This is a genomic window from Streptomyces sp. GDS52 (assembly GCF_052246875.1).
Classification (GTDB): domain Bacteria; phylum Actinomycetota; class Actinomycetes; order Streptomycetales; family Streptomycetaceae; genus Streptomyces; species Streptomyces cathayae.
The window spans coordinates 1,903,672-1,928,402 of sequence record NZ_CM125966.1 but is presented as its reverse complement, the minus strand read 5'-3'; the positions used below and the strand labels follow the sequence as shown (position 1 = coordinate 1,928,402).

Genomic DNA, 24,731 nt, shown 5'->3' with positions numbered 1-24,731 from the left:
GTCACCATGAGCCGTCGGACGGCATCCCTCGCCGAGGCCCGGCCCCTCGCGTACTGGCTGGACGACCCCGGCAGGCCGCGGCCCGAGCCCGCCCTCACCGGCGCCGAGACCTGCGACCTGCTGGTCGTGGGCGGCGGCTACAGCGGACTGTGGACGGCGCTGATCGCCAAGGAGCGGGATCCCGGCCGGGACGTCGTCCTGGTCGAGGGGCGGGAGGTGGGCTGGGCCGCCTCGGGCCGCAACGGCGGATTCTGCGACGCCTCGCTCACCCACGGCCTGGCCAACGGCCTGGCCCGCTGGCCCGACGAGATCCACCGGCTGGAGCAGCTGGGTGCCCGCAACCTCGACGCCATCGAGGAGACGGTCGCCCGCCACGCCATCGACTGCGACTTCGAACGCACCGGCGAGATCGACGTCGCCACCGAGCCCCACCAGGAACGGGAACTGCGGGACTGGTACCAGGAGATGGACCGCCGGGGGCTCCGCGACGGCGTGGAGTTCCTGGACGCCGACGCGGTCCGCGCCCAGGTCGACTCGCCCACCTTCCGGGCCGGCCTGTGGGACCGCCGGGGCGTGGCCATGCTCCATCCGGCGAAACTCGCCTGGGGGCTGAAACGGGCCTGCCTCGGCCTCGGCGTCCGCGTGTACGAGCACACCCCCGCCCTCGGCCTGCGCACGGACGGCGCCGGAGTGGCCGCACGCACCCCCCACGGGCAGATCCGCGCCCGGACCGCGGCGCTCGGCACCAACGTCTTCCCCAGCCTGGTCCGACGGGCCCGCGCGTACACCGTCCCGGTCTACGACTACGCCCTGATGACCGAGCCGCTCACCGCCGACCGGCTGGCGTCCGTCGGCTGGCGGAACCGGCAGGGGCTCGCGGACACCGCCAACCGGTTCCACTACTTCCGGCTGACCGCCGACCATCGCATCCTGTGGGGCGGCTACGACACGGTCTACCCGTACGGCGGCCGGGTGCGCGCCGAGTACGACCACCGCCCGCAGACCCATGCGAAGCTCGCGGACCACTTCTTCACCTGCTTCCCGCAACTGGAGGGCGTCCGCTTCACCCACGCCTGGGGCGGCGCCATCGACACCTGTTCCCGCTTCTCGGCCTTCTTCGGTACCGCCCACCGGGGCAAGGTCGCCTACACGGCGGGCTACACGGGGCTCGGCGTCGGCGCGACCCGCTTCGGCGCCGAGGTGATGCTGGACCTGCTGGCGGGGGAGCGCACGGAACGGACCGAACTGGAGATGGTCCGCAAGAAGCCCCTGCCCTTCCCACCCGAGCCGTTCGCCTGGACCGGCATCGCCCTCACCCAGTGGTCCCTGGCCCGCGCCGACGCGAACGCCGGCCACCGCAACCTGTGGCTGCGCACCCTGGACCGCCTGGGCCTGGGCTTCGACAGCTGAGGCCGGAGGGGAGACCTCCTGAGAGAGCTCCCTCCCTCGCGACGCGCCCCGCGTGTCCACAAGAGAGGGAGGTCTTCTCATGCCCGTGCTTCGACCAACTCGTACCGGTTACGGCTGGCTTGGGGACGGTCACGTAGGGGCGACCGCCAGCGCTTGGGCGCCCTCCGCCCGGTCGGCAAGACCAGCATCGCTTCCGCCCTTCGGCACAACGCCCGCGACGTCCGCCGACCGCTCACCCTCCTCGGACCTACGTGATCGCGAAGCGGACAACGGTCTGCGAAGCCGCACAAGCGAACCGCCGTCCACAAGCACAAGGCTTCTGGACGGCGGTCGCGATCCATCAAGGGGTACCGGTGCCTACGGCTTCACCGGATCACCGTTCCCCATGCTCAGCCACCACACATCGTCGTCGCGGGTGAGGTCGAGCATCTGCTGCCGGCCGTCACTGAAGCGGAGTTCCACAGTGGCCAGGCCCGGTGCGACGGGGTCGGCCACGACTGCTTCGACCGGCTTGTCGGCGTGTGTGCCGAACTCGGCGATCAGGCGTTGTGCGGCCTTCTCCCGGCCGGTGTACCACGGGGCACCGATCCCGGCCAGGTCCGCAGCGTCACCACCCCGGAGGCGTTGGACGTACACCTCGAGGACCAGTTCGACCTCGCGAGCGACCTCCTTGCCCTCGGGGTAGGTGGATTCCGCGGCGCGGACCGTCACCTTCACCTCGGGGGTGTCCCGCAAGGCGTAGGGCGCCGGTTCACGAAGCAGCCACCATGTGAGGACGCCTCCGCCCAGACACAGGATGACGATTGCCGCCATGAGCCACTTGGCTCCCGAGGTCTTGGACATCAGTACCACTCCGGCCTGACACGATGAATGTTCGCCCACGTGCCCCTCTGGCTTCGGATGTAGGTGTCGAGGCGCTGGTTCAGACGGTTGTTGTTGTGCGCGCTCACGTAGGCCTTTCCTTTCGCCATCTTGGTGATGACGCCTGCGTGGTCCCAGCCTCCCCTGCCACCCCAGTTGAAGAAGACCACGTCGCCGACCTTGGCCTCCTTCTGCTTGGATTCGGTGTTCACGATGCCGTAGCTGTGCTTGGACAGGAACGTCTCCATCTTGTCAGCGACGGTCCACGTGTGAGAGTTGGTGTAGTAGAAACCCCCACCCGAGTGCGGCGGCGAGGAGTGCTTGATGCGCCACCAGTTGTTCACACTCTTCTTGTCCTTGTTTTTTCCCTTCATGCGCATTCCGCCGCCGTGGTACAGCGCCTTGGAAACGTAGTTGGTGCAGTCCTGGCTGTACTCGTGCCGGTCGTTCCAGTGAGCCCTGGCCCATTTCGCTGTACCACTGTCATTCACGGTGGCGTACGGCGCGTACTGGGCTTCGTCCGCAGCAAGTGCACTGAGGGTATGGGGGACTTGCCGTGTGGATGCCGTGGGAGAGATGTCGCTCTCCACACTGCTGTGCGTCACGGAACCGTAGGCGTCGTCGCCCTTTGATATCCGCTGTTCGTGCTGCGCGGCGTTCACCCTGCTCCGCAGTACGGGCGAATCCTCCCCGGAGAAGAAGTAGAGGGTGGTTGTCTCGCTGGTCTCCGGTTCCTCGGGCGTGTCGGCGAGCGTTCTCTTTTCATTCACCGTGGTACGGACGGTCACCGAACCGTCAGCGGAAGGCATCGCCAGCACGTCCGACAGAGTGGACGTGATGGACGTATAGGTGAGGCTGTCCGCTTTCAGGGCGTCACGCGTATCGATCAGCCAGAATTCCTCCGCCTTCAACAACCAGGAGTACTTCGCAGCGTTGGGCCGACCGTTGATCGCGGCGCTTGCACTGTTGTGCGCGCCGGTGTTCAAAGCGGCGGTGGCTTCGATGTACTCGTTGACGGTCGCTGTGTAGGTGGCGGCACTCAAGGGAGCGCGCAGCGGCCTGACTGCATCGCTGGTGACCGCAGTGCTGGTGCCGTACGGGCTCGAGGCGCTCACCTTGAAGGTGTAGGGAGCGTCGTTGGCAAGGCCGGTGATCACCATGTCCGTACCGTGCGTGGTGCGCTTGGCCGCCACAGCGCCGGCGGCATCGAGTGCGGTCACCTCGTAGGTGAGGTCCGTGTCGTTGTAACCGCTGTCCGCGCTGGCGTCCCACAGGACCAGGGCTCCCCCGTCCCCCGCCCGCGCATGGAGCCCTCTGGGCGGTGACGGCGGTGTGGCCGGCCCGTACTCGACCGTAAATGTGGCCGAGGTGAAACTGATGCCCGCCGTGCTCGGCGCCGTATCCGCCCTTCGCAGCGCCAGACCGTGATTGATGTTGGCGCCGTCGGTCCAGCCGGTGACGAGGCCGGTGACGTCGATCGTCCAGGGGGTCGCCGCGTCCAGGTTGACACCCGGAGCCGTGACCTTGTCCAAGTCACTTCCGGTCCCCGTGGTGGCCCATGCGTCGTTGAGGGCATGTACGGCCAGGTCGGGCGTCACCGCGCTCGACTGCAACTGCAGTGTGGCACGGGTCACTCGTGCTCCGGCGGGAATCCTCGACAGATCGGCCTTGAGGTAGGTGCGCCAGTTCTTGCCGGAGACACTGCCCACCTTCAGCGCCGTGCCGGTTTCGCCGACGCAGGCGGTCGTGCCGGTGCAGACGGTGGCCTTGGTGAGCGGAACGCTCACCGACGTACTGGCGGGCGTCTCGACGACTTCCGTACCGGACCCTGCGGCTATCGCGGTCTTCTCGGTCCATGCGGAGCACTTGCCCTCGTAGCAGGCCCTCATCGACCAGTTGAACGGCCCTCCGGAATTGAGCCGGTCGGCAGGAATCTTGAAACCGGCGCGCTCGCCGTTGGGCACGAACTGGCTGCCCAGGGTCTGGGTCCCACTGGCGTTGCCGAGCCGGAACTGAGCCTCGACCATGCCCCCGTTGGGCGATGTGACGACGCCCGTGACCAGGGGAGAGGTGGTGTCGGTTGCTCCAGCCTGGAGCTGGGTGGGCAAGTCTGCGGACAGCACAGCGCTCGCGTCGACCTGGAACGCCGTCCAGCCGGACCAGTTGGAGGTGTCGATCCCGTCACTGGTGCGTGCCCGGACCCGAAGGTGGGTGCCGTCCGGCAGTGCCGAGGCGGTGGGAACCTGCAGCGTGGCCACGGTGCCCGGCGTGAACTCCGCGGTCTTCCCGGTCCAGGTGTACGTGGTATCAGCGAATCCAGGATCGGGCTGAATCTGGAATTCGGTCGTCAACGCGGACTCGGCGTCACTGTCACCGACCTTGGCCTGGAGGGTGGGTGTGAGCGACCGAACCGCAAGTGGGGTGCCGGCCTTGAGGGGGCTGACCCCCAGCTCCGCGGGAATCGTCGGCGCGGAGTTATACGTAACGATCAGTGATGGCTCGGTCGCGGAGTCGTGCGACCCGTCAACGTAGTTGGCCGATCGGTAACGCCGCCAGGTGAGGGGGTCTTTCTCGTCCACAGCCGCCAGACGTACCCCGTAGTTGGGCTGACCGTCCGCCCACGCCTGGACGATGCCGTCAACGTCCCACGAGACCTGTCCGGCGGGGCAGTTCGCGTTGTAGCCCTTTGCCGCCTTCGAGACGGGAGCCGCTGTAGTGGTCGTACTCGGCTGTTTTGCCCAGGAGATGGCGGAGGGGTCCCAGTCGCTGGTGACCCGCCGGGCCTGGATCCCTGCATTGTTTGTCGAGCAAGACGACGACCAATAGGAGAAGAGACGCAGGTTGGCGTCGATGATGCGCTTGCCGCGGAATCGGGCCGCATCGAACTTGAGGTAGGAACGGGCGCGCTCCGACCCGTCGTACGTCCCCGCCTTCAGTTCGGTGGAGCCGCGCTGGGACGTCGGATAGGCGGCATCCTGGACCCAGGTGTCCGTGACGGGGCCAAGTAGCGTGTTGGTCGGATCCACAGTCACGGGGTATCTCACGCCAGGATCCTGCAGGAACGAATTGTCTGGCGTGAGAACCAGAGTCTGCTCGTCACCGCTGCCTTCCACCGCGACGGCGACATCGGTGACATCGGCCGGCTCACCGGACGCAGCGCGCTCAGTAGCTCCCCACATGACGGGAACGGGTGCAGTGGCCACATCGCCGCCGTCCTTGCTCTCCCAGAGCAGCCGTTCATCAGAAGCCTTACGGAGCGTCAAGCCGTCGGCGACAACGGGTATCCTCAGCTCCACCTGCTCCTTCGGCCGTTCCTTCAGCACGAGGAGATGCGAGAAGCCTTCCGGCAGTGCGGAGACCACCAGATCGGTGTTGGGCTGAACATCGCTGTAGGTCGCGGTGTTGCCCTCAAGCGTCGGCCAGGGAAGATGGCCGTCCCAGCCGATGCCGAGCGTGTGACTGCCCTCGCTCACTTCCGCGAGAGTGCCCGAACCACCATCGGAGAAGCTGATGTCCGCTGCGGCCTGCTTCGGCTGCACAACCCCATCACGGCGAACGAGCGTCGTGTCAACGTCTCGCCATCTTCCGCTCTCGTCCTTGACTCTCGTCGGTCCGGTGGTCGACTCTTCGGTCACCGAGCCGTCAGGATTGACGTAGACGGTCGAACTTTCCGTACGCAGCGCGGCGACTTCTACGCGCTGACCAAGCAGAGCCGCGCGAATACGCGCCGCACCGACCTCCGTCTCGACGCCGTCGGACTCCGCCGCCACTGACGAGACAGGCCGTGCGGTGAAGGTGTCGGCCTGCAGCACCGGGACGCCGATCTCGATGGCTAAGCAGCCAGCCAGCGCGTACATGCTGAACCCGAGTATGCGTGAACACCTGGGTCTGTGTCTCTTCTTCATGCTGGATCCCTCCATTCACGGAAAAGGATAAGGATCTTCACAGTTTTCCCTCCGCGCGTACATGCGGTGAGGTGTAAGTCACAACTCCTTCCTGGCCGCGTCCGCCGTTGTCGCTGCCTGCTTCAGCGCCCGCGGACGTCCTGAGCGGCATCGTGCGCGCGACGCGGCTGGCCGGCGAAGTTCCTGGCCGTGGTGGCGGCTTCACCGATGACGCGGGCGACGGTGGTGGCGTCGTCCCTACGTGTTCGGCGACGAGGTTGGCGAACTCGGTTACTCCAACGGCGGCGCCTTCGCTCACGGCGAGGACCTGGCTCCGGGCGAGGCCGTCAGGCTCCGGCTGCGGAGAATTTCCGCGATGGCCCCCGCGGGCCGTGCCAGTGTGAGGGCGTGGCAAAGATCGAAACGGTAGAGGTGTTCGCGGCCGGACGCCGCAGTGGTGGGAGTCTCTATGCGTACCGGGTGCGTGGGCTCGGCCGCAGCGGGGTGGTTCTGTGGATCGGTGGCAGGGGCGACGACCCTGATCAGGTGCTGGCGTTGCCAGGAGCTGATCATTGCCGGGCGCCGGTGTTCATGACTGTTCGGCAGGCGCGGGTGTATGTGAGCCGGAGGGGGCGGCGGCTGGTCACTTCTGAGGCCGGCACGCTGGAGCTCGTCCGTGTCCAGCATTGGCTGAAGGACCCGTCGCGCCGGCGCGTCCCCTCGGGGGCGGTGCTGGACGCGTGGAACTTCTTCGAGGATCTGGCCCGAGGACTCGGTGAGGTCCACCGGCTGCCCCAGCAGGGCGCGGTACATGACAACGCCTACGAGAAGCTGTTCGGGGACGAGTGCGACGCATGGACTCCTGACGAGCAACGCGCGGTGCTGGAACTGCTCACGGCCGGGGTGGAGCTGTGGAACTCCTGCCCAGTGGTCGTGAAGCCCTGCTCGGCCCTGACACGCTGATCGCGGGTGCGGTCGTCGCGGTGAGCGGCTCTGCCGAGCCCGCGGACTCCAGGTTCGGTACGGCAGTGGCGCCGAGGTCCCACATCTGATCGATGGCTTGGGCGCGGGGTGTATTCGGCAATCGATCCACCCCGTACCCGGCGAACCGTCATGGAAAGAGCGCCGGCTTTGCCAGCAGGGCTCATTATGCCCTTCTGATAACCGGTCCTCCGTTGGACGGGCTTTCGGCTCCCGCTCCGTACGCCGTTGCGCCCTCCCTCGGCAGGCTCGCCCACATGCGGGTGCCGCCGCCGGGTTCGTGGGAGTCGCCGAAGCCCCAGGAGCCGTCGCAGGCCCGGCAGATGCGGGCGAGGAGGCGGAGGCAGGCGTGGCGGCGGGTGTCGCAGGCCGTGGAGAGGTGGGGCTGGGTGTGGCGGGGGTGGCTGTCGTAGGCGATCAGGCGGAGGGTGCCGGCTCGGTAGCGCAGGGAGAGGTAGTAGTTCGGGGAGTCAGTGAACTGGCAGGCGGTAGCGGTAAGTTCGCCTACGGCCTGGAGGGCCGGGTCCAGCATGTCGGACAGGCCGTGCATCTTGAGGGCCTGCCTGGTCGCGGTCCTCGCGAAGGCCGGGCTGGCGAGGGATGCGGGCAGCGTGAAGCTGTAGGCCAGGGTTTCGGGGGGCGGGGGCGGTCGGGTCCGCCGGGTAGGTGGGGGCGGTGGGGCAGAGGGGCATGGTGGGCTCCTGACGTCGGGCATACGGGTTTCTTCGCGCGGCAATGACTGCCGTACGTATGCGGTGCGTCACTGAATGTAGAGCTATGGATGGTTACATTGCCACTTGTTCGGTGAAATTGACCCGATCGTGGTCCGGTGGTGCTGATTGGCGGCAGACTGCTGACGACCCGTACGGGAAGGAACGGCATGCCACCGAGGACGACACCCACCGAGCGTCAGAAGCGTCTGGGCAGTGAGCTGCGCAAGATGCGGATGGCGGCGGGGATAACGGCCGACCAGGCTGCCGGACTGCTCGGGCTCGACCGGGCGAAGATCTCGAACATCGAGACGGGGATCCGCACGATCAGCGAGGAGCGGCTGCGTACTCTCGCCTGCAACTGTGACTGCTCGGACGAGACCTATATCGACGCGTTGGTGAACATGACGAGGCTCACCAGTCGGGGTTGGTGCGAGCGTTACCGAGGCGCTCTGCCCGCTGGACTGCTGGACATCGCCGAGCTGGAGTCCTGCGCGGTGCGGATGCGGACGTTCCACACGGTGCACATCCCGGGGCTGCTGCAAACCAGTGATCACGCACTCGAACTCTTCAGAGCTGTGCTGCCGCCACTGCCCGAACACGAAGTTGCCCTGCGCCTTGCCTACCGTGTCGAGCGACAACAGGTCCTGGAGGGCGTGAACCCGCCGGAGTACGTCGCGCTCGTGCACGAAGCCGCGCTCCGTATGCAGTTCGGTGGGCGGAAGACCGCACGTGCCCAGCTGGAGTACCTGCTGGAACTGTCCGAACGCCCCCGCGTCCAGCTACTCGTCGTTCCGTTCTCGGCGGGCACGTTTCCCGGTGCCGGACAGACCGTGAACTATCTGGAGGGACCGGTTCCGCAGCTCGACACCGTCCAGATCGACAACTCCCACGGTCCCGATTTCCTCGGTGAGCAGGCGCAGTTGGCCAAGTACCGTGCCCACTTGGACTGGACCGAGCGTGTCGCCCTGTCGCGGAAGGCGTCACGCGACCTCGTCCGGGACATCGTCAACGGCCTGTGAGGAGACCCCGATGGACGGCATCACCTGGGAAGAACCCTTCTGCGGCGAAGGCGCGAGCTGCTTCCGTTTCGGCACCGACCCTCAAGGCAACGCCTACATAGCCATAGCTGGACAGGAGGACCAGTACCTCACCGACAGCCGCGAAGCGCTGCGCTCGCTGATCCTGGAGATCAAGGCGGGGAAGGCCGATCACCTGCTCTGAGCCGGGTGGTGGGGTGGCGGACCCTCGTTCGAGGGGGGTTTTCGGGCGACGTCTCCGCCGCCCGTGGCACCTGGCCGACCCCGCGCGGTCTGATGACGTGGTCGGTCAACCAGGGCCGGTTCTTCGGAAGCCGGGAGGTCCGGAAGGGCTTCGGCGCCTGCCTCGGCCGGGGCCGCCGAGCAGCAGCCACAGCGCGGTGAGCAGGACGGAGGCGAGGCACCAGCTGGCCACGACATCCAGTGGCCAGTGGTAGCCGCGCCGCACGAGCCCGTACGACACGCCGAGCACGAGGGCGGCGCAGACGGTGACGAGGGCGCGGCGGGCCGTGGCCGTGCGCAGCCAGGGCAGCAGCACGAGCGCCGCGGCACCGTAGGCGACGGCGGCGGTGGCCGTGTGCCCGGAGGGGAAGTAGCCGGTCCCGGGCGGCACGGCCGCCGTGCCGTGCCGGGCCGTCCACGCCTTGAGCGGTACGACGAGCACCGGCACCAGCACCATCAACCCCGCCGCCCCGAGGGGCGCCGGCCACCACCGGTCCCTGCCCGCGGCCCGCCCTCGCCAGGCGGCGTACCCGAGCACCGCCAGGAGCACCGGAACCGCGACCTGTACGTTCCCGAGATCCGCGAGCAGCTCGGAGCCCCGGTCCGGATGCAGCAGAGCATCACTGACGTCCCGGTCCACGCCCAGCAGCGGACCGTGGCTGACCACCTGCCAGGTGATCAGCGAGAGGAGCAGAGCCGGAAGACCGACGAGACAGACGAGCAGGAAGGAGACGCGGGAGGACGACACGCGCACAGCTTCGCAGGTACGGCGACGCCGAAGGGCCGACGCAAGGGGGGGAGCTGCGTCGGCCCTTCGGGGAACGGTCGGTCTGTGGCCGTCCGCTCGCATCGGAACGTCGCGCGCCCCGGGGGGTGTGGGGCGGGCGACCGTCCGATCGGTGAGGAGATCCGGAACCGAAGGTTCCGGTGGTGTGCGCGAGGTACGACCAGGTCGAAGCCGGGGAGGCTGCGGCCTGCCCCACGGTTCCCTGTGGGCGGGTGGTTCTCTCATCTGGGAAGAGAACCTACGGCAGCGGATGGGTGCGGAACAGCCGGAACGGCGTCCTGCCATCCACCTCGCACACCTTCTTCACATGCCCTGCCGCCGGCTGCGCCGGACGTGCGTATCCGTCGTTCAGACGCGTGCGAACGCCTGCTCGATGATGTCCAGGCCCTCGTTCAGCAGGTCCTCGCCGATGACCAGCGGCGGCAGGAAGCGCAGCACGTTGCCGTAGGTGCCACAGGTCAGGACCAGCAGGCCCTCGGCGTGGCAGGCCTTGGCGAGGGCGGCGGTCGCCTCCGGGTTCGGCTCCTTGGTCGTACGGTCCTTGACCAGCTCGATGGCGATCATCGCGCCGCGCCCGCGGATGTCGCCGATGACGTCGAACTTCTCGGCCATGGCGGTGAGGCGGGCCTTCATGACCGCCTCGATGTTCTTCGCCTTGGCGTTGAGGTCCAGCTCCTTCATCATCTCGATGGAGCCGAGCGCGCCCGCGCAGGCCACCGGGTTGCCGCCGTAGGTGCCGCCGAGGCCGCCCGAGTGCGCGGCGTCCATGATCTCGGCGCGGCCGGTGACGGCGGCCAGCGGGAGGCCGCCGGCGATGCCCTTCGCCGTGGTGATCAGGTCCGGGACGATGCCCTCGTCCTCGCAGGCGAACCACTGGCCGGTGCGGCAGAAGCCGGACTGGATCTCGTCGGCGACGAAGACGATGCCGTTGTCGGTGGCGAACTCGCTGATCGCGGGGAGGAAGCCCTTGGCCGGCTCGATGAAGCCGCCCTCGCCGAGCACCGGCTCGATGATGATCGCGGCCACGTTCTCCGCGCCGACCTGCTTGGAGATCTGGTCGATGGCCTGCGCGGCGGCCTCCGGACCCGCGTTCTCGGCGCCGGTCGGCCAGCGGTAGCCGTAGGCGACCGGGACGCGGTACACCTCGGGGGCGAACGGGCCGAAGCCGTGCTTGTACGGCATGTTCTTCGAGGTCAGCGCCATGGTCAGGTTGGTGCGGCCGTGGTAGCCGTGGTCGAACACGACGACCGCCTGCCGCTTGGTGTAGGCGCGCGCGATCTTGACGGCGTTCTCGACGGCCTCGGCACCGCTGTTGAACAGCGCCGACTTCTTGGCGTGGTCGCCGGGCGTCAGCTCGGCGAGCGCCTCGGCCACGGCCACGTACCCCTCGTAGGGCGTGACCATGAAACAGGTGTGCGTGAAGTCGGCGAGCTGGGCGGAGGCGCGGCGGACGACGGCCTCGGCGGAGGCGCCGACGGAGGTCACCGCGATGCCCGAGCCGAAGTCGATCAGCCGGTTGCCGTCGACGTCCTCGATGATCCCGCCGTCCGCCCGCGCGGCGAACACGGGCAGCACCGAGCCCACGCCCTGCGCGACCGCGGCGGTACGACGGGCCTGCAGCTCCTGCGACTTCGGGCCGGGGATGGCGGTGACGACGCGGCGCTCCTGCGGAAGTGCGGTCATGCGGGGCTCCTGGGGGGTGTAACGGACACTTGGTTTCTTTTCTCGCAGGCTAGGGCGGGGAGGGGGAGCTGGGCATGCTCCATGTGGGCGTTGTTCCGGGGGCCGGATTGTCCGTGGTGGACATAGCGGCGGCGCGGGGCACGGCGGGGGTTCGGCGCGGACGGGCTTCCCACAGGGGCGAGACCCGGCCGGGTGAACGGTGAACTCGCCCTGCCGGGGCGTTAGATTGGCTCGCTGACGGTGAACGGCGCGGCTGGTCAGGGGGCAAGGGCGATGGACGGCGACGGGACCCAGGACGCTCGGAGCACGCATGCGCACCCCGTGCCGCGCCCCGCGGGGCCGCCGGAGGTGCCCTCGGTGCCCCCGAGGCCGGCCAGGGCGCCGGGCGTGCCGCCGCTGCCGGACGGGTCGGCGTTCCTGACCTGGCTGCGCACGCCGCGGCCGGAGGCGCTGCCCGGGGTGTGGCGGTTCGGGCACCGGCCGCGCCTGGAGGAGGAGCCGGAGCGGATCCCGGGGCGGCAGCTGCTGAGCGGGGCCCTGATCGCGTTCCTCGTGGGCTGGCTGATCTGGTCGCTGCTGTGGAACGGGTACCTCGGCGGCTGGTGGCTGCTGCCGCTCTACGCGATGATCCCCGACTCCTGGGCCGAGCCCCACAGCTTCGGCGCCGTCGTGGCCGTCTACACCTACTACCTGCTGATCGCGGGCGCCCTCATGATCGGCATGGGGCGGCTCGGCCGCTGGGGTGAGGTCTGGAGCCGTTACGGGCCGCCCGCATGGCGCCGTACGCCCCCGGAGAGCGGGCCTCCGTCCGCTCCCGAGGCCGACCCCGCCGCCTGGCCCGCCCTGCGCGCCGCGGGCGCCGCCGACGCCGCGGAGCGGCTCGCCGCCGACGCGCGCGCGGGGCTGATGCGGGACGTCGACCACGCCCGCATCACCCGCGCCTGGCAGGGCGTACGCACCGGCCGGCACTCCCTCGCCACCTTCACCGGCGCGGTGCTCGGCCACGGCGCCGCCGCCTGCCCGCACCCGTCCGGCGCGCGCGACCTGCCCGCCCGACAGGCCCGGCACGACCTGGTCACCGGGCAGGTGCGGCTCGGCACCGCCGCCGACGACACCCGCAACCCGTATGCCTACCGGGGCGCCGGCCTCGCGCTCGGCCCCGAACTGCTCGGCACCTCCCTGCTCGCGGTCGGACCGGCCGGCTCCGGCAAGACCGGCGGTGTCGTCCGGCCGCTCGCCGAATCGCTGTGCCTGCACGCGCTCACCGGGCGGGCCGCCGTGGTCGTCGTCGGCGCCGCGGGAGCGGGGATCGGCCCGGCCGACGCGTACGACGTCGTGGTGCGGATCGGCAACCCCGACTCCGCGTACGACCTCGACCTGTACGGCGGGACCACCGACCCCGACGAGGCCGCCGCGGTGCTCGCCGAGGCACTGGTCGGCGACCTGGCCGACCCGCACCCCGGCAGCGACAGCCGGCGCGCCACCACCGTCCTCGCCCAGCTCCTCGGCCCCTTCCACGCGGTGCACGGCCGTTTCCCCTCCGTCCCGGAACTGCGCGGGCTGCTCGACGGCTCGCCCGGCCCGCTGGCCGCGCTGCGCCAGGGCCTGGCGGAGACGGGACAGGAGTCGCTGCTGCGCGAACTCGACGCCCGGGAACGGCAGATGGCGCACCCGGGCGATGTGGGCGGGATCCTCGCCGACCGGGTGGCGCTGCTGGACCGGCCGGCCTTCGCCACGTTCTTCAAGAGCGCGGCCACCGACGGGCAAAGCCGGCCGTTCAGCCTCAAGGCGCTGGACCACCCGGTGCGGGTCCGGGTCGACCTGCCCGAGCGGGGCCACGCCGACGCCTCGCGGGTGCTGGCACGGCTGGTGCTGGCGCAGTTCACGGCGAGCGTGACGGTACGGGAGGACAGGTCGCTGTTCGCCTGCCTGGTGCTGGACGACGCGACCGGCGTGATCACCCCCGAGGCCGTGCGCGGCATCCAGCGGCTGCGGTCGGCCAACGCCGGGGCGGTGCTCACCCTGCGCACCCTGGACGACGTGGCGAGGCCGCTGCGCGGACCGCTGCTCGGGACCGTCGGATGCCGGATGGCACTGGCCGGGCTCACCCCGTGGGACGGGCAGGACTTCGCCGAGGTGTGGGGCAAGGAGTGGACCGAGGCGCGGGACGTCACCGACCGGCAGATCATCGCGGACAGTCCTGCGGGCAAGGCCTGGCACGCGGTGCGGCGGGCCATCACCGGCAAGGCGCCGACCGCGCGGGCCGTCACCGTGCGGCAGGTCGAGCGGGAGCGGTGGTCCGCGTCGGAACTGGCGCACGCGATGCCGGCGGGGCACGCGGTGCTCTCCCTGACCGACGTCAGGGGCGAGCACGCGCCACCGCTGCTGGTGGACCTGCGGGGCTGAGCCGCGGCACGCGGGGACGTGATGACGCGATGATGCGGTGACGCGGTGACCGTACGGTGGGGCAGAATCGACAGAGGTCGTTCATACGTGGCGGCCAAAAGTACACGACGTTCGCCCGATGTCCCGATCTCCGCCGACCTGAAGGCCCCATGCCACCGACGCTCGCCTCGCTCGTCCACCACTCCACGCTCAAACTGACCGTGCGTGCGGGTGAGGACAGCCTCGACGTGCCGGTCCGTTGGGCGCACGCCAGTGAGCTGGCCGACCCCGTGCCCTACATGGAGGGCGGGGAACTGCTGCTGATCACCGCCCTGAAGCTGGACGCGGAGGATCCGGCGGCGATGCGCCGCTATGTGAAACGCCTGGTGGGGGCGGGTGTCGTCGGGCTCGGCTTCGCCGTCGGCGTCCACTACGAGGACATTCCCGAGGCGCTCGTGGAGGCGGCGCGGGAGGAGGGGCTGCCGCTGCTGGAGGTGCCGCGCCGTACCCCCTTCCTCGCGATCAGCAAGGCCGTCTCCGCCGCCATCGCCGCCGACCAGTACCGCGCGGTGACCGCGGGGTTCGCGGCCCAGCGGGAGCTGACCAGACAGGGGCTGGCCGGCGGCCCCGAGGGGCTGCTGACCGCGCTCGCCGCCCAGGTGGAGGGCTGGACCGCGCTGTACGACGCCTCGGGCGCCGTGGTCGCCGCGGCGCCGGAGTGGGCGGGCAGGCGCGCGGCACGGCTCACGGAAGAGGTGCGGCGGCTGCGAGAACGGCCCGCGCCCGCCTCGTCGGTGGTGGCCGGGCCGGAGAACCCGGAGATCGACGACCGGGTCGAACTGCACTCCCTCGGCACCGGCCGGCGCCCCCGGGCCGCACTCGCCGTGGGCACGGCGAGCGCGCTCGGCACCGCCCAGCGGTACGCCGTGCACTCCGCCGTCGCGCTGCTCACCCTGACCACGGAACGCTCCGGCTCCCTGCGCGCGGCCGAACAGCGGATCGGCGCCGCCGTACTGCGCATGCTGCTCGCCGGGGAGCCCGACCACGCCCGCGCGGTGGCCGGAGACCTGTACGGGGGCCTCCTGGACGCGCCCTTCCGGATCGTCGTGGCCGAGACGGGAGCGGCGCCCGTCGCCCGGGCCCAGGGCGACCCGAACGGCGACGCCCTCGGCGCCCTGGCGGAGGTCGTGGAATCGGCGGCCGCCCGCTCCGGCGAGGCGGTCCTGGTGGTGCCGGAGCGGGAGCGGCTGGTGGTGCTGGCCGCCGACGGCGGCGCGGCGGTGGCCGCGTGCTGCGATCACGCGGCCGGCCTGGAGGCGGTGCGGAGCGGCGGGGGAGCCCATGAGCCCCTGGTCGGCGCCGACGAGGGCGAGCTGGTCGTGGGCCTGTCCGCACCGGCCGGCCCCATCGCCGCGTCCGCCGCCTACAAGCAGGCCGGACAGGCGCTGTCGGTGGCGCGGCGGCGGGGGCGGGTGCTGGTGGAGCACGAGCAGATGGCCGCCGGGTCCGTGGTGCCGCTGCTCGCCGACGACGCGGTCCGGGCGTTCGCCGACGGGCTGCTGCGGCCCCTCTACGAGCACGACGCGACCGGACGCGGCGACCTCGTCGCCTCGGTGCGTGCCTGGCTCTCCCGGCACGGGCAGTGGGACGCGGCGGCGGCCGACCTCGGCGTGCACCGCCACACCCTGCGCTACCGCATGCGCCGCGTCGAGGAGATCCTCGCCCGCTCCCTGGACGACCCGGACGTCCGCATGGAGCTGTGGCTGGCTCTGAAGGCGACCTCGTCCGACTGACGGCTGACGGCTGAACCCCTGACGGCTGAGCCCTGACGGCTGGTGCCTGACGCCTGACGCTCGACGCCTGACCGCGGGCCGAGAGGCGGGGCCGGTGCCGGGTGTGGCGGGCGGGCGTGCCGACGGCCGACCTGCCAAAGCGGCGCGCGGCGGCAGCCGACTGCTACGGCTCGGACAAACGACCCGCTCTCCCCCCGGCCCTACCGTGGATTCAGCAAGCCAAGCAACCACCCCCAACGCGGAAGGGCCGGGACTCGCCATGCCAAAGGAAGAATCGGCAGCCACCCACGCCTTCTGGCTCGCCGGCCGCCAGGCCACCGGCGAGGCCGCCTTCGACGTCACCTCGCCGTGGGACGGCCGGGTCGTCGGCACCGTGAGCGTGCCGTCCGACGCCCAGGTCGAGGAGGCCGTGGCCGCCGCGTACGCCGTACGGGACGAGTTCGCCGCCACCCCCGCCCATGTCCGCGCCGCCGCCCTCGACCACGTCAGCCGGCGGCTCGTGGAGCGCACCGAGGAGATCGCCCGGCTGATCTCCGCCGAGAACGGCAAGCCGATCAAGTGGGCGCGCGGCGAGGTCGGCCGGGCCGTGTCCGTGTTCCGGTTCGCCGCCGAGGAGGCCCGCCGGTTCAACGGCGGCGAGGCCCAGCGGCTCGACACCGACGCCGGCGGCCAGGGGCGGCTCGCCTTCACCCGGCGGTTCCCCAAGGGCGTCGTGCTGGGCATCGCGCCGTTCAACTTCCCGCTGAACCTGTGCGCCCACAAGATCGCCCCGGCCATCGCCGCCGGTGCGCCGATCGTCCTCAAGCCCGCCCCGGCGACCCCGCTGTCCGGGCTGATCCTCGGTGAGCTGCTCGCCGAGACCGAGCTGCCGGCCGGTTCCTGGAGCATCCTCCCGGTCCCCAACGACCGTATGCCCGCCCTCGTGCAGGACGAGCGGCTGCCGGTGATCTCCTTCACCGGTTCCGAGCAGGTCGGCTACGCGATCATGGACTCGGTGCCGCGCAAGCACTGCACCCTGGAGCTCGGCGGCAACGGCGCGGCCGTCGTCCTCGCCGACTGGGCGAGCGACGAGGACCTGGATTGGGCGGCGAGCCGCATCGCCACCTTCTCCAACTACCAGGGCGGCCAGTCCTGCATCTCCGTGCAGCGGGTCATCGTGGACGCCTCTGTCCACGACCGGCTGCTGCCGCGCATCGTCGCCGCCGTGGAGGCCCAGGTCACCGGCGACCCGGCCGACGACGCCACCGACGTCGGCCCGCTGGTCAGCCAGGCCGCCGCCGAGCGCGTCGAGGCGTGGGTGCAGGAGGCCGTCGACGCCGGCGCCACCCTGCTCACCGGGGGCAAGCGCGACGGCGCCTCCTACGCGCCGACCGTGCTCACCGACGTCCCGGCCGGTGTGACGATCTCCTGCGAGGAGGTCTTCGGACCCGTCCTGACCGTGCAGAAGGTGGACGGCGAGGCCGCGGCCTTCGCCGCCGTCAACGACTCCAGGTACGGCCTCCAGGCAGGGGTGTTCACCCACGACCTGCAGACCGCCTTCCGGGCCCACCGCGCCCTGGAGGTCGGCGGCGTGGTCGTCGGCGACGTGCCCTCCTACCGTGCCGACCAGATGCCGTACGGCGGCGCCAAGCAGTCCGGTGTGGGCCGCGAGGGCGTGCGGTTCGCGATGGACGACTACACCTACGAGCGGGTGATGGTGCTGACCGGCCTCGCCCTCTGAGGCGGACCGGCTCCCGGTTCGGGCACCGCGGCGGGCGACGTTCGCCCCGTCGCGGGGCCCGGCACGTGCCCCGGGCTTCGGCTTCGCTCGGGCAGGGGCCCCCGGAGCACGCACCGGACGCCGCTCCTTGACGGACGAACGCCGCCCGCCGCGACGCCGGCCACTCCCGGCCGGCTCCGCGAGGAGGCGAGCCCGTCGTACAGAGGGGTCCGGCACCGGTGCCTTCCGGTGCCGGACCCTTCTTCGCGTCGGCCCTCCCCGGGCCCTCAACCGGGGAGGAAGCCGACCCGCGCGAGCCGCAGCGGGCCGCGCAGTCCCAGGCGCAGGTCCTGTACGCCGTGCACGCCGTCGACGGACGCGCCGAGCGTGACGTAGTCGTACGGGCCGGACGTCGGGGCCTGTGGGGACAGGGTGGCGAGCACCGGGCCGCCGTCGAGGGACAGTTCGACGGTGCCCCCGCCGGACACTTCGACGGTCACCTCCGTCACTCCGCTCCCGAAGTCGCAGCGGCGGAAGAGCAGTTCGCCCGGCTTCCCGGCCACCGGGGTCACCGCGTCGCCCGACTCCCTGGTCCGGTCGGCGATCTCGGTGCCGCTCTGCTCGTCGAAGTCCGCCGCGTCCAGGCCGCGTTCGAGGACCGGGCGGGGGACGCCGGGTTCGCCGCCGAGGGTGAGGACGGTCCGCTGCCGGACGTCCGCACTGGAGGCGCCGGCCAGCAGCTCGTACCGGCCCGGCTCCACCCGCCACCGGCCCACCGCGACGTCCCAGAACGCGAAGGCGGACAGGGGGACGTCGAAGGCCGCCTCGGCCGTCTCGCCGGGTGCGAGGGTCAGCCGCCGGTGGGCCACCAGCTCGCGGCGCGGACGCGGCACCGAGGGGTCCACGGCCCGCGTGTAGAGCTGGGCCACCTCGTCGGCCGGGACGGCACCGGTGTGGGTGACCGTGAAGGAGACGCGCACCGCCTCCGGCCCGACCCGGGCCGTCAACCCGCCGTAGGCGAAGGCCGCGTAGGAGAGGCCGTGGCCGAAGGGGAAGAGCGGCGTGCCCTCGAAGTACAGATAGGTCTGGCGGGAGCCGATCACGTCGTAGTCGAGGAGGCCGGGCAGATCGGCGTCGTCGGCGTACCAGGTCTGCGGCAGCCGGCCGGCGGGGGAGACGTCACCGGCGAGCACGCGGGCCAGCGCGGTGCCCGCGGCCTGACCGCCGTGCGCGGTCCAGAGCACCGCCGGCAGGTCCGTCGGATCGACCGCGTAGGGGGAGGAGGAGACCAGCGCCAGCACCGTGTTCTCGTTGGCGGCGCGGGCCGCGCGCAGCAGCAGCTCCTGCTGGGCGGGCAGCCGGAGCGTCGTACGGTCCTCGGTCTCCCGGCCGTTGATGTGCGGATCGTTGCCGGCGACCACCACGACCGCGTCGGCCCGTGCCGCGGCCCGCGCCACCGTCTCCTCGCCGTGCTCGGTGACGATCAGCCCGAAGACCTCCCCGGAGACCTCCCCGAAGGCCTCGGGGCCCGGCTCGTCGGCCGTGTCCGGTGCGGCAACCTTCACGCCGTCGGCGGCGACCAGCACATGGCGTCCCGTTCCCATGTGCCTGAGGAGGTGACCGTCACCGTGCGGTTCCAGCCGGAACGTCTCCCGCACGATCCAGCCGCCCGGCTGGTCGGCGGAGGCGCGGAGGTAGCCGTCCTCGGCGACCGAGAGGTACCGGCCGTCGGGGGCGCGCAGGGTCAGCAGGCCCTCGCCCCAGTCGACCAGGGCGAGTTCGGTGCCGTCCGGGCCGGCGGTGAGCGGGGCCAGGTCGGTGCGGCCCGCGAGCAGCGCCGGGTCCAGCGCGCCCTCGGCGCCGGGTGCCGCGTCGGGGGTGTCGGGCGCCGGCGGGACGTGCAGGAACGTGCCGGCGGACGTCCGCAGCAGCACCCGGTCCACGCCCTCCGCGAACTCCACCCGCTCGGCGCCGAACCGCTCGTAGAGCCCCTCCAGCGGAGTGGAGCGGTGCAGGAGGGCGCCGCTGTACCAGTCGAGCTTGCACTCGTCCGCGAGCAGGCCGACGACGGCGATACGGGTGCTCGCCGGAGCCAGCGGCAGCAGACCGTCGTTCTTGAGCAGGACGACCGCCTGCTCGGCGGCCTCCTGCGCCAGGGCCCGGTGCTCCGGGGTGTCGAAGGCGTGCTCCTCGGCGGGCGGGTCCTGGTCGAACTCGCCGAGCCGGAAACGTACCGAGAGCTGCCGGCGAACCGCGGTGTCGATGTCGGCCTCCGTCAACAGCCCCTTCCGCAGGGCCGACTCGAGGCGCCCCACGATGACCGAGCTGTCCGTGCCGTGGTCGGTGAAACTGTCCACGCCGGCCCGCAGCGAGGCCGCGACGGCCTCCTCGTGGGTGTCGAAGTAGTGCTCGGAGTCCACCAGGTTGGAGGGAGCGCCGGCGTCGGAGCAGACCAGCAGTTCCTCGTCGGTCCAGGTGCGCAACTGCTCGCGCAGATACGGCGAGACGTGGTTCGGGCGGCCGTTGACCAGGTTGTAGGCCGGCATCACCCCGGCCACCGCGCCCGCCTCGACGGTGTCGCGGAAGGCGCGCAGGTCGTACTCGTGCAGCACGCGCGGGCGGACCGAGCTGGAGGTGGTGTCCCGGTCCGTCTCGTTGTTGTGCGCGAGCCAGTGCTTGAGCACCGGGGCCGTGCGCCAGTACAGCGGATGGTCGCCGCGCAGGCCGCGGGTGTAGGCGGTGGCGATCGCCGAGGTGAGCCGGGGATCCTCCGAGTAGCCCTCCTCGTTGCGGCCCCACAGGGGGTGGCGCAGCAGGTTGACGGTCGGGGCCCAGACGTTGAGGCCGACCCGCTCGTCCCGGGCGCGCATCGCGCGGGCCTCCCGGGACACCGCCTCGCCCACCCGACGTACCAGCCCGGGGTTCCAGGTCGCACCCAACCCGACCGCCTGCGGGAACACCGTCGCCGGACCCATCCAGGCGACGCCGTGCAACGCCTCCTGGCCGGTGCGGAAGGCGGCGACGCCCAGGCGCCCGACGGCGGGCGTGAACTGGTGCAGGGCTTTGATCCTCTCGTCGGGGGTGAGCCGCGACAGCAGGTCGTCGACGCGCTTCGCGAACGGCAGCAGCGGATCACGGAAGGGCGGGGTGGGCGGCGTGTGTGCGGTCACGTGGAAGTCCCCTTGCGGTGGAGCGATGAGACGCTTTCGAAGCGCTTCGATGCTGGTTCCGGGCAGGGGTGGGTGTCAAGGACGCGGGAGCGTCGAATCGGGTGCTCCGCAGCGCGTCCCGGGTATTCCGCGATGGCAGCCCATGAGTTGCGACCGGGCGGGACCGTGCCGTGCCTCCGAGGAATCTTGGAGATGACTCTTGTGCGCCCTTGGGCGTTCACTTAACCTCGCAGCAACATCGAAGCGCTTCGACTGCGAGGCCGCCTCCCCGGCACGTTCCCTCCGAACGACCGCTTCGGCTCAGCCGGTTCCAGTCAAGACACCGCAGCCGACGGCCACCGCCGGGTGTCCTGGTGCGCCATGAAGGGTTGACGCAATGACGCCGAACGCCGCCTCCACCTCCTCCGGGCCCAGCCGGAGAAGCTTCCTCGCCTCCACCGCGGTCGCCACCGCGGCGGTGGCGGGGGGCATGCCGCTGCTCGCCGCGTGCGGCGGTTCGGACGGAGGCTCGCGGGACGGCACCACCTCGGGCAAGGACGCCAAGAAGCTGCTGCCGACCTACGTGGCGAGCGACGTGGTCACCCCCGACATCCCCAGCAGGAACGGCTCCGCGGTCGGCTTCACCGGCAAGCTCGACCTCGCCGGTCTGAAGACCTCGGTGCCCGAGAAGCTCGGCAAGGGCAGCAAGGTCACCGTCATGTCGCCGTTCTGGGGCTCACCGCCCAAAGGCGGCAACGCCTACTACCGGGCGATGAACGACCTCATCGGCGTCGACGTGGTCTGGCAGAACCAGGACGGCAACACCTACGACCAGAAGCTCGGCGCGGTCCTCGCCTCCAGTGACGTGCCCGACGTGGTGGTCGTGCCCGGCTGGAACATGACGGGCAAGATCCCCAGCGCCGTCATCGGCAAGTTCGCCGACCTCGGCCCGTACCTCTCCGGCGACGCGGTCAAGGAGTACCCGAACCTCGCGGCGATCCCCACCGACGCCTGGCAGCGGTCCATCTTCGGCGGCAAGCTGCGCGGCCTGCCCATGCCGTCCTCGTACGTCACCGGCATCGTGCCGCTCTACCGCCAGGACATCTTCGAGCAGGAGGGGTACGAAGTCCCCCGATCCTGCGACGAGTTCATGGCACTGGCCAAGGACGCAACGAACGCCAGGGCCAAGCGCTGGGCCTGCCTGGACATGAAGTGGACCGCCTTCAACGCCTTCGGCGTCCTCTCCGGAGAGGAGAAGTCGCTCGGCTGGAACCAGGTCGACGGCAAGCTGCGCTACCGCATAGAGAGCAACGAGTACCTCGAAGCCCTGGAGTGGACGCGCAAGCTGTTCGCGGCCGGCGTCGTGCACCCCGACGCCGAACTGGGCAAGAGCAACGCGACCGATCCCGGACCCAAGTTCGCCGCCGGCGAGTTCCTGATCTACAACCAGGACTCCTCGCAGTGGTGGAGCCGCACCGCCGAACAGGCCGGCCAGAACCCGGAGTTCAAGATCTGGGGGATGGACATATTCGGCCATGACGGCGGCGACCCCACCCTGTGGGCCAAGAACCCGGCCGGCATCTTCGCCTTCGTCAACAAGAAGGCGTCCAAGGCGGTGATCCGCGACGTGCTGGCCCTCGCCAACGTCACCGCCGCGCCCTACGGCACCAAGGAGTACATGCTCACCAACTACGGCGTGGAGGGCACCCACTACGCCGTCGAGGACGGCGTGCCCACCAAGACCGACCAGGGCAACGTCGACGTGATGAACGCCTACGTGATGATCGCGAGCCCCGCCGCGACCATCGCCCACCCCGACTTCCCCGAGGTCGCCAAGGGCCAGGTCGAGTGGCAGCAGCGGATGGGCGCGTTCACCAGGAAGTCGGCCTTCTACGGCATGCAGATCACCGAACCCTCCCGCTGGACCAACCTCTCCAACGACTTCGAGCAGTTGGAGGACGACATCATCCGGGGCCGCAAGAAGATCGGGGACATGCAGCAGGCCGTCTCCGACTGGAAGAGCAAGGGCGGGGACAAGCTGCGCGACTGGTACCGGAAGATCCTCGACGAGAACGGCCCGGCGGCCGGCTGACCCCCGTACCGAGGCAAGGAGACCCGCCGTGTCGCACAGCACGGTGCCTCGGAGCGAAGCCGAGGCCACTACGCCGGTCCCGCGACCGGCGACCTCCGACGGAGCCGGCACCGCCCGCCCCCGGGAGTCACCGCGCCGAAGGAGGCTGAGCCTGCGGCTCAGATACCGGCGCGACCGCGTCCTGCTGCTGATGACCCTGCCGGCCGTGGCGCTGGTCCTGGTCTTCAACTACCTGCCGATCCTCGGCAACGTCGTCGCCTTCCAGGACTACGACCCCTACATCAGCGACAACGGCGTCGTCTCGATGCTGAACAGCCCGTTCGTGGGACTGGAGAACTTCCAGCGGATCATCGAGGACCCGGCGTTCTGGAACGCCCTGAAGAACACCCTGGTGATCTTCTTCCTCCAGCTCGTGCTGTACTTCCCGATCCCGATCCTGCTCGCGCTGCTCATCAACAGCGTGATCAGACCCCGTGTGCGGGCCGTCGCGCAGGCCATCCTGTACCTGCCGCACTTCTTCTCCTGGGTCCTGGTCGTCGCCGTCTTCCAGCAGCTGTTCGGCGGCGCGGGGATCTTCTCGCAACTGCTGCGCCAGAACGGTCACGACGGCCTGGCGGTCATGACCAACCCCGACACCTTCGTGTTCCTGATCACCGCGCAGAGCGTGTGGAAGGACGCCGGGTGGGGGATCATCGTCTTCCTCGCCGCCCTGGCCTCGGTGAGCCCCGACCTGTACGAGGCCGCCGCCATGGACGGCGCCGACCGCCGGCGCCGGATGTGGCACGTCACCCTGCCCGCGCTGCGGCCCGTGATCGCCCTGCTGCTGGTGCTGCGGGTGGGCGACGCGCTCACCGTCGGCTTCGAGCAGATCCTGCTGCAACGCGACGCCGTCGGCCCCGGGGCGGCGGAGGTGCTCGACACCTTCGTGTGGTGGAACGGCGTGCGCAACCAGGACTTCGGCTATGCGGCGGCCGCCGGACTCATCAAGGGCGTGGTCAGCCTCGGCCTCGTCCTCGCCGCGAACAAGGTGGCCCATCTCATGGGCGAGCAGGGGGTGTACAAGAAGTGACCACCGTGATCGACGAACCCGCGCGCCGGCCCGCGCGCAGGCCCGGACACCGGCCCGGACGCCGGTCCGCCCCGCCCCGTCCGGTGTGGGAGGAGGAGCCCGGCAGGGCAGGGCTCGCGGGCAAGGGGATCGTCCTGCTCCTCGCCTGCCTGGCGATCGTCTTCCCGCTGTGGATCGTGATCGTCACCAGCCTGTCCTCCCGCAGGACCATCGACGAGGCGGGTGGCCTGGTGATGGTGCCCCGGGACATCACCTTCATCGCCTACCAGGAACTGCTCAGCGGCGGCCAGGTCACCCGGGCCGCGCTCGTCAGCGTCGGAGTCACCCTGGTCGGCACCCTGTTCTCGATGACCGTGTCCGTGCTGTGCGCCTACGGTCTGTCGCGCACCGACTCGCTGGGGCACCGCTGGATCCTCATGACGCTGCTGGCGACCATGTTCTTCAGCGCCGGCCTCATCCCGACGTATCTGCTGGTGCAGACCCTCGGGCTGACCGACAGCTACCTGGCGCTGATCCTGCCCAGCGCCGTGAGCGTCTTCAACATCCTCGTGCTGCGCGGCTTCTTCATGAACATCTCGCAGGAACTCGTCGACAGCGCCCGCATCGACGGGGCGGGCGACCTGCGCATCCTGTGGCAGATCGTCATGCCGCTGTCCCGCGCGGTGATCGCCGTGATCACGCTCTTCTACGCCGTCGGCTACTGGAGCGCCTGGTTCAACGCCTCGCTGTACCTCAACGACCAGACCATGCTGCCGCTGCAGAACGTCATGATCCAGCTCGTCCAGAAGCAGGAGGCGCCCGTCGGCCTCGGCCAGGCCATCAAGACGGGGGAACTGTCGGGCCTGGCCGTGCAGATGGCCGTGATGGTGATCGCCCTGCTGCCCGTCGCCGTGCTGTCCCCCTTCGTCCAGAAGCACTTCAGGAAGGGCATGCTCACCGGCGCCGTGAAGGGCTGACGGGCCGGGA

Annotated in this window: 16 protein-coding genes; 10 read left to right on the top strand and 6 right to left on the bottom strand. The window is 70.6% G+C overall.

What is annotated here, in order from left to right; all coding sequences use genetic code 11:
- Positions 1 to 6 precede the first annotated feature (6 nt).
- Positions 7 to 1,410, top strand: coding sequence for an NAD(P)/FAD-dependent oxidoreductase (locus ACTWJ9_RS08575; RefSeq protein ID WP_387037364.1), 1,404 nt, complete (start codon positions 7 to 9; stop codon positions 1,408 to 1,410).
- Positions 1,411 to 1,767: 357 nt separating this feature from the next.
- On the opposite strand, the gene ACTWJ9_RS08570 is transcribed toward ACTWJ9_RS08575, so the two are convergent.
- Positions 1,768 to 2,253, bottom strand: a complete 486-nt coding sequence (locus ACTWJ9_RS08570) for a hypothetical protein (protein ID WP_384200589.1) — start codon at positions 2,251 to 2,253, stop codon at positions 1,768 to 1,770.
- Entirely contained in the window at positions 2,253 to 6,128 is a 3,876-nt protein-coding gene (locus ACTWJ9_RS08565; protein ID WP_443295534.1) for a DNRLRE domain-containing protein, read from the bottom strand. The genes ACTWJ9_RS08570 and ACTWJ9_RS08565 overlap by 1 nt, the downstream gene beginning before the upstream one ends.
- 435 nt (positions 6,129 to 6,563) lie before the next feature.
- Between ACTWJ9_RS08565 and ACTWJ9_RS08560 the strand changes: the two genes are divergently transcribed.
- Positions 6,564 to 7,118 carry a hypothetical protein gene (locus ACTWJ9_RS08560; RefSeq protein ID WP_384200593.1) on the top strand — a complete coding sequence of 185 codons (555 nt, stop codon included), beginning with the start codon at positions 6,564 to 6,566 and terminating at the stop codon, positions 7,116 to 7,118.
- A 184-nt stretch (positions 7,119 to 7,302) separates the two neighbouring features.
- Here the strand turns inward: ACTWJ9_RS08560 and ACTWJ9_RS08555 are convergent, their stop codons facing one another.
- Positions 7,303 to 7,686: a hypothetical protein gene (locus ACTWJ9_RS08555; RefSeq protein WP_443295533.1), complete on the bottom strand. Its 384-nt coding sequence runs from the start codon at positions 7,684 to 7,686 to the stop codon at positions 7,303 to 7,305.
- A 330-nt stretch (positions 7,687 to 8,016) separates the two neighbouring features.
- Here ACTWJ9_RS08555 and ACTWJ9_RS08550 point away from each other — a divergent pair, with 330 nt between their 5' ends.
- Positions 8,017 to 8,868 (top strand): helix-turn-helix domain-containing protein, encoded by an 852-nt coding sequence (locus ACTWJ9_RS08550; protein ID WP_387037370.1) that lies wholly within the window; start codon positions 8,017 to 8,019, stop codon positions 8,866 to 8,868.
- A gap of 10 nt (positions 8,869 to 8,878) precedes the next feature.
- Complete coding sequence (locus ACTWJ9_RS08545; RefSeq protein WP_387037372.1) at positions 8,879 to 9,070, top strand: hypothetical protein; 192 nt, start codon at positions 8,879 to 8,881, stop codon at positions 9,068 to 9,070.
- Positions 9,071 to 9,175: 105 nt separating this feature from the next.
- On the opposite strand, the gene ACTWJ9_RS08540 is transcribed toward ACTWJ9_RS08545, so the two are convergent.
- Together ACTWJ9_RS08540 and gabT are read right to left on the bottom strand one after the other, a co-directional pair.
- Entirely contained in the window at positions 9,176 to 9,856 is a 681-nt protein-coding gene (locus ACTWJ9_RS08540) for a phosphatase PAP2 family protein (RefSeq protein WP_443295531.1), read from the bottom strand.
- Positions 9,857 to 10,243: 387 nt separating this feature from the next.
- On the bottom strand, positions 10,244 to 11,578 hold the full coding sequence (gene gabT, locus ACTWJ9_RS08535) for a 4-aminobutyrate--2-oxoglutarate transaminase (RefSeq protein WP_384200603.1): 1,335 nt from the start codon (positions 11,576 to 11,578) through the stop codon (positions 10,244 to 10,246).
- Positions 11,579 to 11,851: 273 nt separating this feature from the next.
- On the opposite strand from gabT, the gene ACTWJ9_RS08530 reads away from it, so the two are divergent.
- The 3 genes from ACTWJ9_RS08530 to ACTWJ9_RS08520 all read left to right on the top strand — a co-directional run bounded on the left by ACTWJ9_RS08530 (position 11,852) and on the right by ACTWJ9_RS08520 (position 17,476).
- Positions 11,852 to 13,984, top strand: a complete 2,133-nt coding sequence (locus ACTWJ9_RS08530; RefSeq protein WP_443295530.1) for an ATP-binding protein — start codon at positions 11,852 to 11,854, stop codon at positions 13,982 to 13,984.
- Between the two features lie 149 nt (positions 13,985 to 14,133).
- Positions 14,134 to 15,756 (top strand): PucR family transcriptional regulator, encoded by a 1,623-nt coding sequence (locus ACTWJ9_RS08525; protein WP_388705817.1) that lies wholly within the window; start codon positions 14,134 to 14,136, stop codon positions 15,754 to 15,756.
- Between the two features lie 259 nt (positions 15,757 to 16,015).
- On the top strand, positions 16,016 to 17,476 hold the full coding sequence (locus tag ACTWJ9_RS08520; protein WP_387037380.1) for an aldehyde dehydrogenase family protein: 1,461 nt from the start codon (positions 16,016 to 16,018) through the stop codon (positions 17,474 to 17,476).
- A 266-nt stretch (positions 17,477 to 17,742) separates the two neighbouring features.
- On the opposite strand, the gene ACTWJ9_RS08515 is transcribed toward ACTWJ9_RS08520, so the two are convergent.
- Positions 17,743 to 20,625 carry a glycoside hydrolase family 3 C-terminal domain-containing protein gene (locus ACTWJ9_RS08515; RefSeq protein ID WP_443295529.1) on the bottom strand — a complete coding sequence of 961 codons (2,883 nt, stop codon included), beginning with the start codon at positions 20,623 to 20,625 and terminating at the stop codon, positions 17,743 to 17,745.
- A gap of 376 nt (positions 20,626 to 21,001) precedes the next feature.
- Between ACTWJ9_RS08515 and ACTWJ9_RS08510 the strand changes: the two genes are divergently transcribed.
- From ACTWJ9_RS08510 to ACTWJ9_RS08500, 3 genes are read left to right on the top strand one after another with little or no spacing between them, the layout of a single operon-like run.
- Entirely contained in the window at positions 21,002 to 22,696 is a 1,695-nt protein-coding gene (locus tag ACTWJ9_RS08510; protein ID WP_443295528.1) for an extracellular solute-binding protein, read from the top strand.
- 28 nt (positions 22,697 to 22,724) lie between these two features.
- On the top strand, positions 22,725 to 23,765 hold the full coding sequence (locus ACTWJ9_RS08505) for an ABC transporter permease (protein ID WP_279333541.1): 1,041 nt from the start codon (positions 22,725 to 22,727) through the stop codon (positions 23,763 to 23,765).
- A complete protein-coding gene (locus ACTWJ9_RS08500; protein WP_423836080.1) occupies positions 23,762 to 24,721 on the top strand; it encodes a carbohydrate ABC transporter permease in 960 nt (319 codons plus the stop codon). The genes ACTWJ9_RS08505 and ACTWJ9_RS08500 overlap by 4 nt, the downstream gene beginning before the upstream one ends.
- Positions 24,722 to 24,731: the final 10 nt, after the last annotated feature.

Coding starts and splice junctions, on each gene's coding strand:
- ACTWJ9_RS08520 (WP_387037380.1), top strand. CDS start 16,016: ATGCCAAAGGAAGAATCGGCAGCCACCCACGCCTTCTGGCTCGCCGGC.
- gabT (WP_384200603.1), bottom strand. CDS start 11,578: ATGACCGCACTTCCGCAGGAGCGCCGCGTCGTCACCGCCATCCCCGGC.
- ACTWJ9_RS08555 (WP_443295533.1), bottom strand. CDS start 7,686: ATGCACGGCCTGTCCGACATGCTGGACCCGGCCCTCCAGGCCGTAGGC.
- ACTWJ9_RS08530 (WP_443295530.1), top strand. CDS start 11,852: ATGGACGGCGACGGGACCCAGGACGCTCGGAGCACGCATGCGCACCCC.
- ACTWJ9_RS08565 (WP_443295534.1), bottom strand. CDS start 6,128: ATGTACGCGCTGGCTGGCTGCTTAGCCATCGAGATCGGCGTCCCGGTG.
- ACTWJ9_RS08575 (WP_387037364.1), top strand. CDS start 7: ATGAGCCGTCGGACGGCATCCCTCGCCGAGGCCCGGCCCCTCGCGTAC.
- ACTWJ9_RS08545 (WP_387037372.1), top strand. CDS start 8,879: ATGGACGGCATCACCTGGGAAGAACCCTTCTGCGGCGAAGGCGCGAGC.
- ACTWJ9_RS08525 (WP_388705817.1), top strand. CDS start 14,134: ATGCCACCGACGCTCGCCTCGCTCGTCCACCACTCCACGCTCAAACTG.
- ACTWJ9_RS08510 (WP_443295528.1), top strand. CDS start 21,002: ATGACGCCGAACGCCGCCTCCACCTCCTCCGGGCCCAGCCGGAGAAGC.
- ACTWJ9_RS08550 (WP_387037370.1), top strand. CDS start 8,017: ATGCCACCGAGGACGACACCCACCGAGCGTCAGAAGCGTCTGGGCAGT.
- ACTWJ9_RS08570 (WP_384200589.1), bottom strand. CDS start 2,253: ATGTCCAAGACCTCGGGAGCCAAGTGGCTCATGGCGGCAATCGTCATC.